Here is a 17,102-nt window from a genome sequence, read left to right on the forward strand (position 1 = left end):
TGAGAACGGCTCTCCTTCGCGAGGCTGTCTTCCGGGACGCCACGCCCTCGGGTGTGTGGCTGTGCGATCAGCTTCTCGGGTGCGGTCTAGCGAGAGCCCTAGTCTTGCCCCGCACCCGGCGAGCGCGGCAGCCCAAAAGCCCATACTCGCCGCGTGGATGGAATACCGGCGCCCCAGCTCGCACCTGGACGAAGCGGCCATGTCGCCGTCTTCACCTTCCCCGCGTACGCGCACATCGCCCCCGCGCTGCCGACCCTGACCGAACTGGTCCGCCGGGGACACCGGGTGACCTGCTTCGTGGTGGAGCGCTTCGCCGAGAAGGTCCGGGCCGCCGGGGTGGAGGCGGTCGTCTACGAGTCGTCGTTCCCCTGGGCCGACGGTCCGACCGGCTCGGTGCTGGAGAACATGCTCGACTTCTTCGAGGAGGCCCTGGCTCCCCTGTCGGCGGCGGTGGCCCACCTGGAGCACGACCGCCCGGACCTGATCGCCCACGACCTGGCGGCCTCGGAGGCGGCGCGGATGCTGGCGCGCGGCTGGGACGTGCCGGTGCTCCAACTGTGCCCCACCATCGCCTCCAGCCCCGAGTTCTCGATGTCCGAGCGGCAGGGCCGGGAGGCCTCTCCCCCGGCCGACCCGATCGACCCCCACCACCCCGCGATCACCGACTTCCTGGAACGCCGGCAGCAGCTGTTGGACCGCCTCGGGCTGCGGGACGTGCCCCTGGACGGGTTCGGCGGGGAGCACGGGGACAACCTGGTGTTCCTGCCCAAGGCGTTCCAGATCGCGCCGGAGACCTTCGACGACGACCGGTTCGCCTTCGTGGGCCCCTGCCTGGAGGGCCCCGCTCCGGTGACGGACGATCAGGAGGTCAGCTGGCGCCCGCCGGACGACGGCCGGGACGTGGTGCTGCTGTCCCTGGGCAGCTCCTACACCCCCGGGCAGGGCGCCTTCCTGCGGTCCTGCGTCGAGGAGTTGGCCGGATCGCCCTGGCGCGTGGTGGTCACCCTCGGCCACCGGGTGGCGGTGGAGGAACTGGGACCGCTGCCGCCCAACGTCGAGGCGCACCAGTGGCTGCGCTACCCCGACGTGCTGCGGCACGCGGTGGCCTTCGTGACCCACGCCGGCATGGGCAGCCTGATGGAGTCGCTGACCTTCGGGGTGCCGGTGGTGCTGGTCCCGTACCACGTGGACCAGCGGGTGATCGCCACGCGGGCGGCCGAGTTGGGGCTGGGCCGGGTGCTGTACCGGGAGACCACCGGCCCCGGGGCGCTGCCCGCCGCCATCGAGGAGGTGGCCTACGGCGACCGGACGCGTACCGCGGTGGCGGAGATGCGCGGCCACATCGAGAAGGCCGGGGGCGCCCAGCGGGGAGCGGACTTCGTGGAGTCCCTGATGGCCCCCGCCACCCCGACCGACCCGGCCGCCCCCGACTCACCGGCTGACCGACCGACGACCCCCGACCGCACCGCCGAGCAACGGAAGTGACGCGATGAAGGGCATCATCCTCGCCGGAGGCGCCGGAACGCGTCTGCACCCGGTGACCCTGGCAGTCTCCAAGCAGCTGCTCCCCGTCTACGACAAGCCCATGATCTACTACCCGCTGTCCGTGCTGATGCTGGCGGACATTCGGGACATCATGATCATCTCCACCCGGGAGGACCAGCCGCTGTTCCAGCGCCTGTTGGGCGACGGCTCCGAACTGGGACTGCGGCTGGAGTACGCGGTACAGGACCAGCCCAACGGGCTCCCCGAGGCCTTCCTCATCGCCTCGGACTGGGTCGGCGACGACTCGATGGCGCTGATCCTCGGCGACAACATCTTCTACGGTCCGGGCCTGCCGGGCTTCCTTCAGGAGAGCCAGCGCGGGCTGGACGGCTGCGTGCTGTTCGGCTACCACGTCTCGGACCCGGAGCGGTACGGGGTGGGCGAGGTGGACGAGGACGGCCGGCTGCTGTCCATCGAGGAGAAGCCCCAGCACCCCCGTACCAACCGGGCGATCACCGGGCTGTACCTGTTCGACAACAAGGTGCTGGACATCGCCAAGAACCTGGTGCCCTCCGCCCGTGGGGAGCTGGAGATCACCGACGTGATCCGCTCCTACCAGGCGAGGGGCAAGGCCAGGGTCGTCGACCTCGGGCGGGGCTTCGCCTGGCTGGACACCGGCACCCACGACTCCCTGCTGGACGCCGGACAGTACGTGCAGGTGCTGGAGCGCCGGCAGGGCGTACGGATCGCCTGCATCGAGGAGATCGCGCTACGGCGCGGCTTCATCGACGCCGACGCCTGCTACCGGCGCGGCGCCGCCCTTCCCAAGTCGGGCTACGGGGAGTACGTCATGGAGACAGCACGTAAGGAAAGGGAGACCCGATGACGGGTGGGCGGCACATCGCCTTCTTCAACTACGCGGCCCACGGCCACGTCAACCCCACGCTTCCGGTGGTGACCGAACTGGTCAACCGCGGCCACCGGGTGACGTACACCGTCGCCTCGCACTTCGCCGACGTGGTCGCCTCCACCGGGGCCGAGGTGATCGCCTACGACTCGGTGGTACCCAAGTCCTGGAACACCGTGGCCATCCCGAACCACATCACCGGCAACGACATGGCCGAGGCCTCGGTGGCCCACCTCCAGGAGGGTTTCGCGCCACTGGAGGCGGCCGAGCGCCGGCTCGACGGCGACCGGCCGGACCTGATGGTCTACGACTCCTTCGGCTTCGCCACCGGCCGGCTTCTGGCCCGCAAGTGGGACCTGCCCGCGATGCTGACCGCGACCACCTTCGTGGTGGGCGACAAGGTCAACCCCTACGCCGAGCTGGCCGCCACCATGACCCCGCCGGACGCGGACCACCCCGCGCTGGCCAAGCACCAGGAGCTGACCCGCGCCACGCTGGACGCGCACGGGCTGACCGACTGGACCAACGAGGAGTTCGCCGCCGGCGGGGCCGAGCGGCAGACCATCGTCTTCGTACCGCCGGAGTTCCAGCCCGGCGCGGAGACCTTCGACGACCGTCACGTGTTCGTCGGCCCCTGCGTCGGGGACCGGGCGCACCAGGGCGAGTGGACCCCGCCCGAGGACGGCCGGCCGGTGGTGCTGGTCGCCCTGGGCAGCTTCGGCTACGAGAACCAGGTGGACTTCTACCGGCACGCCCTGGCCGCCCTGGGCGACCTGCCCTGGCAGGTGGTGATGTCCCTCGGCGGGCTGGTCACCCCCGAGGACCTGGGGCCGCTGCCGTCCCACGTGGAGGCCTACTCCTGGGTGCCGCAGCTGGCGGTTCTGGAGCACGCCTCGGCCTTCGTCTCCCACGCCGGGATGGGCAGCACCATGGAGTCGCTGTACTACGGCATCCCCCCGGTGGTGGTGCCCCGTACCGGCGAACAGGACCTGGTGGCCGACCGGTTGGTGGAGCTGGGCATGGGCCGCTCCCTGAAGCCGGCCGAACTGACCGCGCCCCGGCTGCGGGAGGCGGTGCTCGCCCTGCACGAGGACCAGGCCGCCCGGCAGCGGGTACGTCAGCTGGCCGACGGCATCGCCGGGCGCAAGGGTCCCCGGTTGGCCGCCGACACCATCGAGGCGCAGTGGGACGCGGTATGACCGAGGGCGTGACCGGCCGTGGGGGCCCCCGGCACCTGGCCTTCCTGCCCTATCCGGCGTACGGCCACACCATGCCGGTGCTGCCCGTGGTGGCCGAACTGGTCGCCCGGGGGCACCGGGTGACCGCGTTCGCCACCGAGGAGTTCCAGGAGCGGATGCGGGCCACCGGCGCCGAGGTGCACCCGTACGACCCGCCGTTGTCGTCCGAGTCGCCGCCGGAGCACATCGACGCGGACGAGTGCGCCCGCGCGCCGCTGAAACTGCTGCGGTCCAGCACCGCCGTGATGGGCAGCATCGAGGCGGCGTTCGCCGACGGCCCCCCGGACGCGGTGGTCTACGACACCACTCTGTGGCTCACCGGCCGGCTGCTGGCCGCCCGTTGGGGCCGCCCGAGCGTCCAGGTCTCCCCCACCTTCATCTCCAACGAACACTTCAACCTCTCCGAGCAGAACCAGGAGTTCGCCGGCCAGATCGACCCGAAGCACCCGGCGCTGGTGGAGTTCGCCCACGAGCTGCGCGAGGTGGTGACCGGCAGCGGGCTGTCCGAGGAGCGGCAGGCCGAACTCTTCTACGGGCACGAGGAGTTCACCCTCGCCTTCCTGCCCAAGGAGTTCCAGTTCGCCGGGGAGACCTTCGACGAGCGCCACGTGTTCGTCGGCCCCACCGCAGGCGCCCGCCGCGAGGAGGACACCTGGAAACCCCCGGGCGACGGCCGGCCGGTGCTGCTGGTGTCCCTGGGCACCACGGTGCACGGCCGCCCCGAGTTCTTCCAGGACTGCGCCCGGGCCTTCGCCGACAGCCCCTGGCACGTGGTGATGGCCCTCGGCGGCCGGGTCACCCCCGAGGAGGTGGGCCCACTGCCCTCCAACGTCGAGGCGCACCCGTGGGTGCCGTTGGGCGCCGTACTCGACCACGCCTCGGTGTTCCTGTGCCAGGCCGGCATGGGCAGCCTGATGGAGTCGCTGTACGCCGGGGTGCCCCTGGTGGTGGTCCCGCACCACCCCGAGCAGAAGATCAACGGGAAACGGCTCGCGCAGCTGGGGCTGGCCGAGGTCATCCGCCCCGAGGACGCCACGGTCCAGGCCCTGCGCGCGGCCGTCGACCGGGTCGCCGAGGACGAGGCGTTGCGCGCCCGGGTGGGGCGGATGCGACGGCACACCCGGGAGGCCGGTGGCGCCCCCAGGGCGGCCGACGTGATCGAGGCCCGTCTCACCTCCGCCCCGCCTCTGGAGCACTCATGACCGACGCCGAGCAGGAACCGCTGCCCCTCCCCCTGGAGCGGGGCTGCCCCTTCGACCCGCCCGCCGCGTACGACACCCTGCGCGCCGAACAGCCGGTGGCCCCACTGAGGTTGACCGTGGGTCCGGGGCACGGGACCGGCTGGCTGGTCACCGGTCTGGCCGAGGCCCGGGCGGTGCTGAGCGACCGGCGCTTCAGCCACCGCAACGAGCTGATCGGGCTGCCGATCAAGCCTCCGTTCCCGATGGAGGAGTACCAGCCGCCACCCGCCTCCCCCGGCGCCTTCATCAAGATGGACCAGCCCGACCACTCCCGCTACCGGCGCCTGATCACCCGCCGTTTCACCATGCGCGGGGTGGCCCAGCTGACGCCCATGATCACCCGGGTCACCGAGGAGTACCTCGACGAGATCGCCCGCACCCCGCCCTCCGCGCGTCCGGTCGACCTGGTGAGCGCCTTCGCCGAACCACTGCCGGTACGGGTGATGTGCCAGATGCTGGGCGTACCGGACTCGGTGCGGGAGCCACTGAGCGAACACCTGGCCCTGCTGGGCCGGATGACGTACACGGTCGAGGAACTCATCGAGGCCTGCACCGTCATCGGTGAGGCCCTGCAGAAGCTGGTGGCGGTCAAGCACAGCGAACCGGGCGACGACCTGCTCAGTGACCTCGCCCAGGGCGACAAGGTCACCGACGAGGAACTGGTCAACATCGCCTGGGCGTTGCTCGGCGGGGGCTTCGACACCACCACCAACATGCTGGCGCTGGGCACCTTCGCCCTGCTGGAGCACCCCGAGCAGCGCGAACGGCTGCGCGCCGAACCGGAACTGGTCGACAACGCGGTCGAGGAACTGCTCCGCTATCTGACGATCTCCCATCTGGGCGCCAGCCGTGCCGCGTTGGAGGACGTGGAGCTGGGCGGGGTACGGATCAGGGCCGGGGACACCGTGGTGGTGTCCCTGCCGGCCGCCAACCGGGACCCCGAGCAGTTCGAGGACCCCGACCGGCTGGACCTGGCCCGCTCCACCCAGGGTCACCTGGCCTTCGGACACGGCGAGCACCAGTGCGTGGGCCAGCACCTGGCCCGCAGCATCATGCGCGTCGCCTATCCGGCCCTCTTCGCCCGGCTGCCCGGACTGCGGCTGGCGGTCCCGGCCTCCGAGGTGCCGCTGCGCACCGACATGCTGCACTACGGGGTACACCGGCTGCCGGTGACCTGGGACGGACAGGCCTGAGCGGCCCTCCCCCGCGCGGTCCCGGCCGGCGCCCTCGGCGGGTGGCCGTCCGAGTGGTTCGTACGGCCACTGACACGGCCCGGGGCCGGTACGGGAACGGTGTTCCGCGTAACCGGCCCCGGGCCGGACACCCGTGGGCGGGAGGTCAGGAGTCGCTCGACCACCAGGACGGGTGGTCCCGGTACCAGCGCACGGTGTCCGCCAGCCCCTGTTCGAAGTCGATCGCCGGGGTGAAGCCCAGCTTGGTGATCTTGCCGAAGTCCAGGGAGTAGCGCAGGTCGTGGCCCTTGCGGTCCTCGACGTACCGGATCAGCCCCGGGTCCGCGTCGCAGAGCTGCACCAGCCGCTCGGCGATGGAGCGGTTGGTCACCTCCACCCCACTGCCGATGTTGTAGACCTCGCCGGGTTCCCCGTCGGTGAGCACCCGTTGCAGGGCGGCGCAGTGGTCGGACACGTGCAGCCACTCCCGCACGTTCCCGCCGTCGCCGTAGAGCCCCACCGGCTTGCCCGCCAGCAGGTTGGTGATGAACAGCGGGATCAGCTTCTCGATGTTCTGGTACGGCCCGTAGTTGTTGGAGCAGCGGGTGATCCGCACGTCCAGCTTGTGGGTGCGCCAGAACGCCCGCGCCATCAGGTCGCTGCCGGCCTTCGACGCCGAGTAGGGCGAGTTGGGCAGCAGCGGCTCGTTCTCGTCCCAGGAACCGGACTCGATCGAGCCGTACACCTCGTCAGTGGAGACGCACAGCACGGTGCCCACCCCGGCGCGCAGGCTGTGGTCCAGCAACTGCTGGGTGCCCAGCACGTTGGTGGACACGAAGGGTTCGGCCCCCGCCACCGAACGGTCCACATGGGACTCGGCGGCGAAGTGCACCACCACCTCGTGTCCGGGCAGCGCCCGCTCCAGGGCGGCACCGTCACGGATGTCGCCCTGGACGAAGGTGAGCCGCTCGTGGTCCATCGGCAGGTTCGCGGTGTTGCCGGCGTAGGTCAGCAGGTCGAAGACCGTGACCTCGGCGTCCTCGTACCCCGGGTACGCGCCCGCCAGCATCGCGCGGACGTACTCGGAACCGATGAAGCCCGCGCCTCCGGTGACGAAGACCCTCATGTCCGCCCCCTCAGCCCGCGGCGGTCGGCAGGACCTTGAGGGAACGCCGGTGGCCGGCGCCCTCTCCGGTGTCCGCCGTGGAGGACAGGTGGGAGACCACCCGGTCGTCGGCCGGGTCGTCGGCCTGGTCGTCGTGGACGCGCAGGATCTCGTAGGTGGTGGCCCGCTGGGCCGGCACCCGGTCGGCGCCCCGGATCAGTTCGACCAGCTCGGGCAGGTTGGAGCGGTGCTTGGCGCCGGCGGAGGAGACCACGTTCTCCTCCAGCATCACCGAGCCGAGGTCGTCCGCCCCGTAGTGCAGGGTCATCTGACCCATCTCCTTGCCGGTGGTCAGCCAGGAGCCCTGGATGTGGGCGACGTTGTCGAGGAACAGCCGGGCGATGGCGATCATCCGCAGGTACTCCAGGGAGGTCGCCTGGGTCTGGCCGCGCAGCTTGTTGTTCTCCGGCTGGTAGGTGTACGGGATGAAGGCGCGGAAGCCGCCGGTGCGGTCCTGTACGTCGCGGATCATCCGCAGGTGTTCGATGCGTTCGGCGTTGGTCTCGCCGGTGCCCATCAGCATGGTGGTGGTGGACTCCACGCCCAGGCCGTGGGCGATCTCCATGATCTCCAGCCAGCGTTCGCCGGACTCCTTGAGGGGGGCGATGGCCTTGCGGGGGCGGGCGGGGAGGAGTTCGGCGCCGGCGCCGGCGAAGGAGTCCAGTCCGGCGTCGCGGATGCGGCGGATGGCCTCCTCGGGGGTGACGCCGGAGATCCGGGCCATGTGCTCGACCTCGGAGGCGCCCAGGGAGTGGATGACCAGTTCGGGGTGGGCCTTCTTGATGGCGGCGAAGTGTTCCTCGTAGTACTCCACGCCGAAGTCGGGGTGGTGTCCGCCCTGGAACATGATCTGGGTGCCGCCCAGTTCGACGGTCTCCGCGCAGCGGCGCAGGATGTCGTCCAGGTCCCGCACCCACACGTCCTCGCTCTTGGGCGGGGCGTAGAAGGCGCAGAACTTGCAGGCGGTGACACAGGAGTTGGTGTAGTTGATGTTCCGCTCGATGATGTACGTCGCCAGGTGCTCCTGACCGGCGTACCGGCGACGGCGCACGGCGTCGGCGGCCCGGCCGAGCGCGTGCAGCGGTGCCGAGCGGTACAGGTCGACCGCCTCTTCGGGCGTGATGCGGCCACCCTCGGCGGCACGGTCCAGTACAGCGGTGAGACGACTGGTCGGGTTGGCCACTTCGGGCCACCTTTCTCTCTCGGGTGTGTGACCGGCGTCGCTACGCCGCGTGTCCGGTCTCCAGCAGGTGAATCCGTACGTCCGGGGAGAAGCCCGCCTCCACGCCGCCGACGCGGCTGGCGAACTCCCGGATACCGGCGAGCTGACGCTCACCGAGACTGAAGTCGAGGGCGGAGAGGTAGTAGCCCTTGAGCGTCTGGGCGTCGAAGGCCTCCCAGCGCGCCGCCTTGGCGCACACCTCGTCGATCTCGTCGAGGAACAGCTTCCGGGAGGCCAGGAACCCCTCGTGGACCTCGTGCACCAGCTCGGGCTTGGCCTCCAGGAAGGAACGCCGGGCCGCGAACACGGCGAAGACGAACGGAAGGCCGGTCCACTCCCGCCACATCTGCCCCAGGTCGTGGATCTCGTAGCCGAAGGTGCCGGCGTCCAGCAGCGAGGCCCGCAGGGCGGCGTCCCCGATGACCACGGCCGCCGGGGCGCCGGCCATCATGGTCGGCAGGTCCGGCGGGCAGCTGAAGTACTCCGGGCGCACCCCGATCGAGTCGGACAGCAGCAGTTCGGCCAGCCGTACCGAGGTACGGCTGGTGGTGGTGCAGGCCAGTGGTTTGCCGTCCAGCTCCTCCAGGGGCAGCTGGCTCAACAGCAGGCAGGACATCACCGACCCGTCGGCGCCGACCGCGATGTCCGGGAGGACCACCAGGTCCTCGGCGTTACGCAGGTACTCCATGACGCTGATCGGGCCGATGTCCAGCTCACCGGCGACCAGGGCGTCGCTCAACCGCTCGGGCGACTCCCTGCGCAGGTCGAAGTCGAAGAGGTGACCGGTGCGGGCCAGCCCCCAGAACAGCGGCAGGCAGTTCAGGAAGTCGATGTGCCCGACCCGGGGACGGCGTGCCGTCCCCGGCTCTCCCTGGTCGGCCGGCGACTGGCCGGCGAGGAGTGGCATCAGTCCTCTTCTGCGTCGGGGCCGTAGACCTCGACGCCGTCGCTGACCCGCCGCACGTGGATGCAGTCGCCGGGGCAGTCCTTGGCCGAGTCCCGGACGTCGCGGACCGCGATGGTGGGTATGAGCACCGAGTCCCCCTCCTTCTGGAGGAGTTCGCCCTCCTCGTCCTTGACGTAGGCCAGGCCGTCGATGTCGAGTTCGAAGATGTCCGGGGCGTACTGACAGCAGATGCCGTCCCCCGTGCACAGGTCCTGGTCGATCCAGACCTCTAGCTTGGTGTCCTGCTCACTCATCCCTACCTACCCTCGCTGTGGTCGTCTGCGGGTCGCCGTACGTCCACCGGGCTCACACCCTCATGGGCTGCGGGGACTCCCGCCGCGACGGGTCGGGGCCGTCGAACTCGCCGATCACCTCGTAGCGGGTGTTGCGCTCCACCGGCCGGAAGCCGGCGTCCCGGATGAGGTCGAGCAGGTTCTCGCGGGACATCTTGTCCGGGGTGCCGTAGTCGTCGGCGTCGTGGGTGATCTTGTACTCCACGACGGAGCCGTCGATGTCGTCGGCGCCGTGGGACAGGGCGAGTTCGGCGGTGCCCAGGCCGTGCATGACCCAGAAGACCTTGACGTGCGGCACGTTGTCGAACAGCAGCCGGGAGACCGCGAAGGTCTTCAGCGCCTCGGCGGGGGTGGCCATCTTGGTCATGGCCATCAGCCGGTTGCGGACCTTGCCGTCCATCGAGTCGTGGAAGTCGTGCTGGTAGCGCAGGGGGATGAAGACCTGGAACCCGCCGGTCTCGTCCTGGAGTTCACGCAGCCGCAGCACGTGGTCCACCCGGTGGCGCGGCTCCTCGATGTGCCCGTACAGCATGGTGCAGGGGGTCTTGATGCCCTTGGCATGCGCCAGCCGGTGGATGCGGGACCAGTCCTCCCAGTGGGTGTCGTGGTCCACGATGTGCTGGCGGACGTCCCAGTCGAAGATCTCGGCGCCGCCGCCGGTCAGCGACTCCAGCCCGGCGTCGATCAGTTCGTCCAGGATCTCCGAGGCGCTGAGGCCGGAGATCTTCTCGAACCAGTGGATCTCGGTGGCGGTGAACGCCTTGACCGCGACGGTGTCCGGCAGCGCGTCCTTCAGCGCCCGGATGGAGCGGGGGTAGTAGCGCCAGGGAAGCGTCGGGTGCAGGCCGTTGACCACGTGCAGCTCGGTCAGCTGCTCGTTCTCCATGGCCCGGGCCAGCTTGACGGCCTCCTCGATGCGCATGGTGTACGCGTCCTTCTCCCCCGGCTTGCGCTGGAAGGAGCAGTACGCGCAGGAGGCGGTGCACACGTTGGTCATGTTGAGGTGGCGGTTGACGTTGAAGTGCACCACGTCGCCGTTCTTGCGGGTGCGCACCTCGTGGGCCAGACCTCCGAGCCAGGCCAGGTCGTCGCACTCGTACAGGGCGATACCGTCCTCGCGGCTGAGCCGTTCACCGGCAGCCACCTTCTGTTCCAGCTCGCGCTTGATCCCTGCGTCCACCCGTGCCATCTCCTCAGGTATGTCTTCGACATGACTACAGTCCGGTTCGGCACCGCGCGGGTCGACCGCCTGGTATCCGTGACCGTCGGACCGGTCCGCGCACCCCGCCCGGGCCCGGACGCCCCCGGCGCCCCCGCGTGTTCGAGCGGTACGGGGGAGGAATCAGGACAGTCCGGGAACGAAGGGTTCGCGGTCACCGCACCAGCGGCCGAGCGGATACAACACCCCAAGCAGGTGCGGCTCCAGCCTGGACGAAACCCCGCTAAGGGAATCCCTACAGGCCCGCCCCGGGCGGGTGCGCGCCATCCCCACACGGGCCCCCGCCGGTTACCGTCGATCACCCCGAACGGACCCGTCTGGTCCGGGACGTGCCGAGAGGACCATGGTGGACAGGGCACCGGGACCAACCGCCCGGTGTCCTGCGTACGGCGGAGCGGTTCGAGGCGAGGCTTCGGCGCAGCGCGAGCGGGCGCGGTGCCCCGCCATGGTCCCCACGGCACGCTCCGGCGACGCGGGTCCTTCCTCTCCGACCCCCGCGCAGGAGGCTGATGTCATGACCGGCACGACACCGGCGAGTTCGAGCACCCGCACCACCCGGATCGGCACCGTGGCCGCCGCCACGGTGGCGACCGTACTGACCTGGATCATCGCGAGCGTCCTGTTCGACGTGGACGTCACCGCCAAGACCGGCGGCTCCGAGACCGAGGTCAACGTGGTCTCGGTCATCCTCGCCACCGTGGTATCCGGCCTGCTGGGTTGGGGACTTCTGGAGCTGCTGGAGCGCAAGGCCTCCAACCCGCGCACCGTGTTCACGATCAGCACCGTGGTGGTGTTCGTGCTGTCGCTGTTGGGCGGTCCGCTCGGCGGGGTCACCACCGGCGCCAAGGTGACCCTGGTGTTGCTGCACGCGGTGGCGGCCCTGGTGCTCATCCCCGGCCTCGCCCGTACCGCCCGGAAACGCTGAGGGCCACCACCCCCGGACGGTGTTCGTCAACAGCGGTCGACGAATCCCGACATGGCGTCACAGGTCGCCCCTTCGGGGGGCGAGGGTTGTTTCTCCTACCGTTTTCGGCTGATACGGCGGTCCCGCGTCGTACGGGATTTCCGAGGTCCACCGTGACGAGAGTGCACCGAGTGAACGGATGAACCGGCCGCGCGCCCCCAAGTCCCGCCGGACTTGGGGGCGTTCGCCCGTCCGGTCGGCGAACCGGAGAGAAAAGCAGGTCACGGCCTCGCTGTTCGCCCCCGGGGCAACTCGGTTCCGTTGAGAGCCGGTTGTTACTAGCCTGTCAAGGGCTCACTAGAACAACCACTACCGTCCACCGGCCACCATGGCCGCGCCCGCCCCCGGCTCCCTACGCTCCGGGGTTGACCGACCCGCTCCAAGGTGCCCCCCGCGCCTGGCGGCGACCACAGTCGCGGAGCCGGGGCGCACCGGTACCACGGGAGGCTTCATGCACAGCGGCGGTCCACGTGTCGCCGACTACCTCGTGAGTTCGCTTGTGTCCATCGGGACCAGGCACCTCTTCGGGGTCGGCGGCGCGAACATCGAGGATCTGTACGACGCCGCGCACCACAGCCCCGAGGAGGTCCGGGCGGTCGTCGCCAAGCACGAGTTCGCCGCCGCCTGCATGGCGGAGGGCAGCCAACGCACCACCGGCGGCCTGGGAGTGGTGATGTGCACCTCCGGGGCCGGGGCGATGAACCTGGTGCCGGGGGTCGGCGAGGCGTTCCAGGCACGGGTGCCGATGCTGGCGCTGGTCGGCCAGCCTCCCCGAGGGCTGGAGGGGCGGGGCGCCTTCCAGGACTCCAGTGGCCGCGCCGGTGCCCCGGACGCGGTGCGACTCTTCGGTCCCATCAGCCGGTACTGCGCGCGGGTCGACGACCCGACGAAGGTGGACCAGCAGTTGGCTGAGGCCATCGAGGCGGCGCGCGGCCCCCGGGGCGGCCCCTCCGTACTGCTGCTGCCCAAGGACGTCCAGCAGACCCGCGTACCCGGGCTGCGCCCTCTCGACGAACTGCTGACCGCCCCCCGGGTGGCGCCCGCCGCCCAACGGGACGCCGCCGCCGAACTGCTGGCCGACGCGGTCGGCCGGCGTGCCGAGATCATGGTGATCGCCGGTGACGGGGTGAGCCACCAGGAGGCCAAGGACGAACTGGCGCGACTGGCCGTGCTGTTGGACGCCGCCGTGGCGGTCACCCCGGAGGGCAAGGGGGTCTTCGACAACCACGACCCCCGCTTCCTGGGGGTCACCGGCGCGATAGGTCACCCCTCGGCCTCGGACATGCTGCACAAGGCCGAGGTGTGCGTCCTGGTCGGAACCCGGCTGTCGGTGATGGCCCGGACCGGGCTGGACGACGCCCTGGCGGGCACCCGGCTGGTCGCCCTGGACGCCGAGCCGCCCTGGCCCGAGGCTGCCGAGGGCCGGCCGGGGCCGATCCACGTGGCCGGTGACCTGCGCGCCGAACTCCAGGCGCTCAACGAGAGCCTGACGCGACGCCACGGCCGGCGGGCGTGGGAGGAGGCGCCCGGTCACGGTCCCCGGCACCTGTCCCTGCCCGAGCCCCGTACCCCTCTGTCGGGAGTGCCTCTGGTGGAGGCGATACGGGCGATAGAGGAGGCCGTGCCGGAGGACGCCACGGTGGTCTCGGACGCGGGCAACGCGAGTGCCGTCGCCATCCACTACCTGGCCACCCCCCGGCGGGGCTCGTTCATCGTGGCGATGGGCATGGGCGGCATGGGGCACAGCTTCGGCGCCGGCAACGGCGCGGCCTTCGCCACCAGCCGGCGCACCTACGTGCTCAGCGGCGACGGCGGCTTCTACGCCCACGGGATGGAACTGCACACCGCCGTGGAGTACGGGTTGCCGGTCACCTTCGTGATCTTCGACAACAACGCCCACGCCATGTGCGTCACCCGGGAGCAGCTGCTCTACGACGGCACCTACTCCTACAACACCTTCAAGCCCGCGGACATCGCGGCCGGGGCCGGGGCGCTGTTCCCCTCGCTGACCACCGTGGAGGCCACCACTCCCGAACACCTGCGTGACACCCTGCTGGAGACCAACCCGACCCCCGGACCGGTGCTCATCGCGGTCCGCTGCGATCCCGACGACATGCCGCCGTTCACGCCCTTCCTGGCGCTGATCGACGACACCACACCCACCCGTACAGGAGCATCACGTGGCGACAACACCAGCCCAGTTGGCTGACATCCCCGGTCTCATCCGCTGCGAGACCACCCCGCCGGACCAACTGCTGGCCCAGTGCCAGGAGATGACCAAGGAGCAGTACTCCCACCAGGAGGTGTACGGCGACTACTGTCCGATCCAGATGTACGTCGACTGTCCCCCCGAGGACGTCTTCGACTACCTGTGCAACATCAACAACCTGGACGAGTACACGGTCAGCACCCGGTCCTTCGAGCCCACCGACACCCCCGGCTTGTACGTCGGCTGGGACCTGCTCGCTCCCGACACCCGCATCTACATGCGGCTGCTGCCCAACCGGGAGACGATGACCCTCGACTACCACTGCGCCTGGGACCAGGGCGAGGAACTGTGGATGCGGTACTTCTTCCGCGTACTGCCCGCCCAGGAGGTGCTGGGCAAGCCCGGCTCGGTCGTGCTGTGGGTCAACTGCCACCACAAGTACTACGACAAGAACCCCTACCCCGAGCTGGCCCCCAGTCCCGACCGCATCTGGGTCGGCGACCTGTGGCCGCTGTTCTACGCGGGTCACCTGGCCGAACTGGACAACCTGCGCCGCATCCTGGAGCACCGGCACGCCGCCGGACTCCCCACCTCCGTCGCCCCCGACCCGGAGGTCACCTCATGAACCCGGTGAGTCTGGTGGAGGTCGGCAGTTATCTGCCCGAGCAGGCGGTCGGGGCGGACTTCTACACCGACCCCGACGCCCCGCCCGACGAGAACCAGATGTTCCGGGCACCCGCCTTCCGCCGGCACGTCTCCGCGGAGGAGACCATGGTCAGCATGGCCGCGGAGGCCGCCCGCCCCATGCTGGAGCGGATGCGCGAACGCGGCGAGGACACCCGGGTGGACATGGTCCTCACCAACGTCTCGATGCCGGACCGGATGTTCACCGGCGCGGGCGCGGAGATCGTGGCCCGCCTGGGACTGCGGCCGGTGCCGGAGTGGATCATCGACGTCCACAACAGCGGCTGCGCCTCCTTCGTCTACATGATGAAGATCGCCCGGCAGGTCATCGCCAGCGGCGCCGCCCGCAGCGCGCTGCTGTGCAGCGGGCAGAACATGGCCGGAAAACTCTTCGCCCGGCCTCAGATACGGCACCGCAAGCACGCGGCGATACCCGGCGACGGCTGCGGCGTCGGCTTCCTCCGCGTCGGCGACGAGTCCCCCGTACTGGACGTGGTCACCCACCACAGCGTCGAGTACGCCGAGGACATGGACGTCCGGGGCAGCACCCGGAAGTACTGGGAGGCCGGCGAGGACGAGATCGACATGAACTTCACCGACGAGGGGGTGGAGAGGATCGTCGACCGCGGCAACCGGCTGGTCCCCCAGGTGACCCGGGAGCTGTGCCAGCGCCTGGACACCTCCCCCGCCGACATCGACCTGCTGGTCACCAACCAGCCGAACCGGATGTTCCTGCGCAACTGGCACGAGTCACTGGGCGTCAAGCCCGAGCGTCACCCCGACACCTTCGACGAGTACGGCAATCTCTTCGGTGCCGGCATCCCGGTCACCCTCACCAGGGCCCGGGACGAGAACCGGCTGCGCAAGGGTGACCTGGTAGTGCTCTCCGGGTTCGCGCACGCCGGCGACTTCGCCGCGGCCACCGCCGTGCGCTGGTGACCTGACGCCGTCCGCCACACCGCCCACACGTCCCACCCCACCCTTCGCCCGTGTCCCCGTACCCCGGAGGCCTCCCCATGAGCGACACCACGACCACGCCCTCCCAGGGCGACGAACTCGCCGAACTGGACCGACGCCACCTGCTGCACCCGTGGACCCCCTCCGGGGTCTCCGAGCAGTTGGTGGTCGTCGCCGGACAGGGATGCGAGATCACCGACTCCTACGGCCGCACCTACCTCGACGGCCGCAGCGGCCAGTTCAACGCCACCCTGGGATACGGCAACAAGCGGGTGCTGGACGCCATCCAGGAGCAGGCCGGCAAGCTGATGACCTACGCCCTGCTGGGCGCGTCCAACGAGCCGGCCGTACGACTCGGCGCCCGCCTGGCCGAGTTGCTCGGCGAGCCCCTGACCCGGACCCTGTTCTGCAACTCCGGCTCGGAGGCCACCGAGGCCGCCCTGCGGATCGTCCGCATGTACCACGCGCTGCGCGGCAACCCCGAGCGCACCACCATCATCTCGCTGGCCGACTGCTACCACGGCACCACCACCGGGGCGACCGCGATGATGGCCAACCCCCTGGCCTGGACCGGCTGCGGCCCCCGGCCGGAGGGCTTCGTCCAGATCCCCTCCCCCTTCCCCCCGCGCGACCCCGCCGCCGCCCAGGACGGCGAGGTTCCGGGTGCGGAGGCCCTGGAGGAGGCCATCCAGGAGCAGGGCGCTGACACCGTGGCCGCCTTCTTCGTGGAACCGGTGCTCGGGGTGGGCGGCATACGTCCGCTGCCGTCCGGCTACCTGGCCCGTATACGTGAGATATGCGACCGGCACGGGGTGCTGCTGGTGGTCGACGAGGTCACCACCGGACTGGGCCGCACCGGAGCCTGGTTCGCCCACCAGCGCGAGGGGATCACCCCCGATGTCGTCACCATGGCCAAGGGGCTGACCAGTGGCTACGCCCCGCTGGCCGCCGTGACGGTGACCGAGGAGATCGGCCGTACCTTCTCCGGCGACCCGATGCTGGGCGGGCTCCGCCACGGGCACACCACCAGTGGCCACGGCATCGGCACCGCCGTCGGGTTGACCGTGCTGAAGGTCATCGAGGAGGACGGGCTGATCGAGCACGCCGCCACCGTCGGTGACCGGATGTGCCGGGCCCTCGCCGACCGGGTGGGCAGCCTGGACGGAGTACGCGAGGTGCGTGGCCAGGGGCTGTTGGCGGCCGTGGAGTTCACCTCGTTCGAGCTGGGGATGCAGGTGCAGAACGCCTGCCGGGCGGCGGGGGTGGTGCTGCGCTGCGAGGGCCCGGTCCTGGCCGTCTCCCCGCCACTGGTCGTCACCGCCGAGCAGGTGGACCGGATCGTCGAGGCGATACGGGAGGCGGTGTTGGCCCACGCCCCCTCGGCGTCCTGACCCTCCGTA

Annotated in this window: 15 protein-coding genes; 10 read left to right on the forward strand and 5 right to left on the reverse strand. The window is 70.5% G+C overall.

Features of this window, described 5'->3' with window-relative positions; translation table 11 throughout:
• Positions 1-153: 153 nt before the first annotated feature.
• Genes ABZT14_RS22330 through ABZT14_RS22350 form a run of 5 tightly spaced genes read left to right on the forward strand, consistent with a single transcriptional unit; the run spans position 154 to position 6,064 of the window.
• Entirely contained in the window at positions 154-1,485 is a 1,332-nt protein-coding gene (locus ABZT14_RS22330; protein ID WP_356305520.1) for a macrolide family glycosyltransferase, read from the forward strand.
• A 4-nt stretch (positions 1,486-1,489) separates the two neighbouring features.
• Complete coding sequence (rfbA, locus tag ABZT14_RS22335) at positions 1,490-2,371, forward strand: glucose-1-phosphate thymidylyltransferase RfbA (protein WP_356305522.1); 882 nt, start codon at positions 1,490-1,492, stop codon at positions 2,369-2,371.
• Positions 2,368-3,591: a macrolide family glycosyltransferase gene (locus ABZT14_RS22340; RefSeq protein ID WP_356305525.1), complete on the forward strand. Its 1,224-nt coding sequence runs from the start codon at positions 2,368-2,370 to the stop codon at positions 3,589-3,591. Before rfbA ends, ABZT14_RS22340 begins: the two co-directional genes overlap by 4 nt.
• Positions 3,588-4,832, forward strand: a complete 1,245-nt coding sequence (locus ABZT14_RS22345) for a macrolide family glycosyltransferase (protein ID WP_356305527.1) — start codon at positions 3,588-3,590, stop codon at positions 4,830-4,832. The genes ABZT14_RS22340 and ABZT14_RS22345 overlap by 4 nt, the downstream gene beginning before the upstream one ends.
• On the forward strand, positions 4,829-6,064 hold the full coding sequence (locus ABZT14_RS22350) for a cytochrome P450 (RefSeq protein ID WP_356305529.1): 1,236 nt from the start codon (positions 4,829-4,831) through the stop codon (positions 6,062-6,064). Before ABZT14_RS22345 ends, ABZT14_RS22350 begins: the two co-directional genes overlap by 4 nt.
• Before the next feature lie 145 nt (positions 6,065-6,209).
• Here ABZT14_RS22350 and rfbB read toward each other — a convergent pair whose 3' ends face one another.
• From rfbB to mqnE, 5 genes are read right to left on the reverse strand one after another with little or no spacing between them, the layout of a single operon-like run.
• Positions 6,210-7,169 carry a dTDP-glucose 4,6-dehydratase gene (gene rfbB, locus ABZT14_RS22355; RefSeq protein WP_356305531.1) on the reverse strand — a complete coding sequence of 320 codons (960 nt, stop codon included), beginning with the start codon at positions 7,167-7,169 and terminating at the stop codon, positions 6,210-6,212.
• Between the two features lie 10 nt (positions 7,170-7,179).
• Positions 7,180-8,391 carry a cyclic dehypoxanthinyl futalosine synthase gene (mqnC, locus tag ABZT14_RS22360; RefSeq protein ID WP_356305533.1) on the reverse strand — a complete coding sequence of 404 codons (1,212 nt, stop codon included), beginning with the start codon at positions 8,389-8,391 and terminating at the stop codon, positions 7,180-7,182.
• A 40-nt stretch (positions 8,392-8,431) separates the two neighbouring features.
• A complete protein-coding gene (locus tag ABZT14_RS22365) occupies positions 8,432-9,337 on the reverse strand; it encodes a menaquinone biosynthesis protein (RefSeq protein WP_356305535.1) in 906 nt (301 codons plus the stop codon).
• On the reverse strand, positions 9,337-9,630 hold the full coding sequence (locus ABZT14_RS22370) for a ferredoxin (RefSeq protein WP_356305537.1): 294 nt from the start codon (positions 9,628-9,630) through the stop codon (positions 9,337-9,339). The genes ABZT14_RS22365 and ABZT14_RS22370 overlap by 1 nt, the downstream gene beginning before the upstream one ends.
• Before the next feature lie 52 nt (positions 9,631-9,682).
• The gene (gene mqnE / locus ABZT14_RS22375) at positions 9,683-10,849 is read right to left on the reverse strand and encodes an aminofutalosine synthase MqnE (protein WP_356305539.1); all 1,167 of its coding nucleotides are present in this window, start codon (positions 10,847-10,849) and stop codon (positions 9,683-9,685) included.
• Between the two features lie 553 nt (positions 10,850-11,402).
• Here mqnE and ABZT14_RS22380 point away from each other — a divergent pair.
• The 5 genes from ABZT14_RS22380 (at position 11,403) to ABZT14_RS22400 (ending at position 17,093) form a co-directional block, all read left to right on the forward strand.
• Complete coding sequence (locus ABZT14_RS22380) at positions 11,403-11,813, forward strand: DUF6069 family protein (RefSeq protein ID WP_356305541.1); 411 nt, start codon at positions 11,403-11,405, stop codon at positions 11,811-11,813.
• A 490-nt stretch (positions 11,814-12,303) separates the two neighbouring features.
• Positions 12,304-14,061, forward strand: coding sequence for a thiamine pyrophosphate-binding protein (locus ABZT14_RS22385; RefSeq protein WP_356305543.1), 1,758 nt, complete (start codon positions 12,304-12,306; stop codon positions 14,059-14,061).
• The gene (locus ABZT14_RS22390) at positions 14,033-14,686 is read left to right on the forward strand and encodes an SRPBCC family protein (protein WP_356305545.1); all 654 of its coding nucleotides are present in this window, start codon (positions 14,033-14,035) and stop codon (positions 14,684-14,686) included. Before ABZT14_RS22385 ends, ABZT14_RS22390 begins: the two co-directional genes overlap by 29 nt.
• Positions 14,683-15,684, forward strand: coding sequence for a 3-oxoacyl-[acyl-carrier-protein] synthase III C-terminal domain-containing protein (locus ABZT14_RS22395; protein WP_356305547.1), 1,002 nt, complete (start codon positions 14,683-14,685; stop codon positions 15,682-15,684). The genes ABZT14_RS22390 and ABZT14_RS22395 overlap by 4 nt, the downstream gene beginning before the upstream one ends.
• Before the next feature lie 77 nt (positions 15,685-15,761).
• Entirely contained in the window at positions 15,762-17,093 is a 1,332-nt protein-coding gene (locus ABZT14_RS22400; protein ID WP_356305549.1) for an aminotransferase class III-fold pyridoxal phosphate-dependent enzyme, read from the forward strand.
• The last annotated feature ends 9 nt before the right edge of the window (positions 17,094-17,102 follow it).

The sequence above is a fragment of the Streptomyces sp. NPDC005438 genome (assembly GCF_040606315.1).
Lineage (GTDB): Bacteria > Actinomycetota > Actinomycetes > Streptomycetales > Streptomycetaceae > Streptomyces.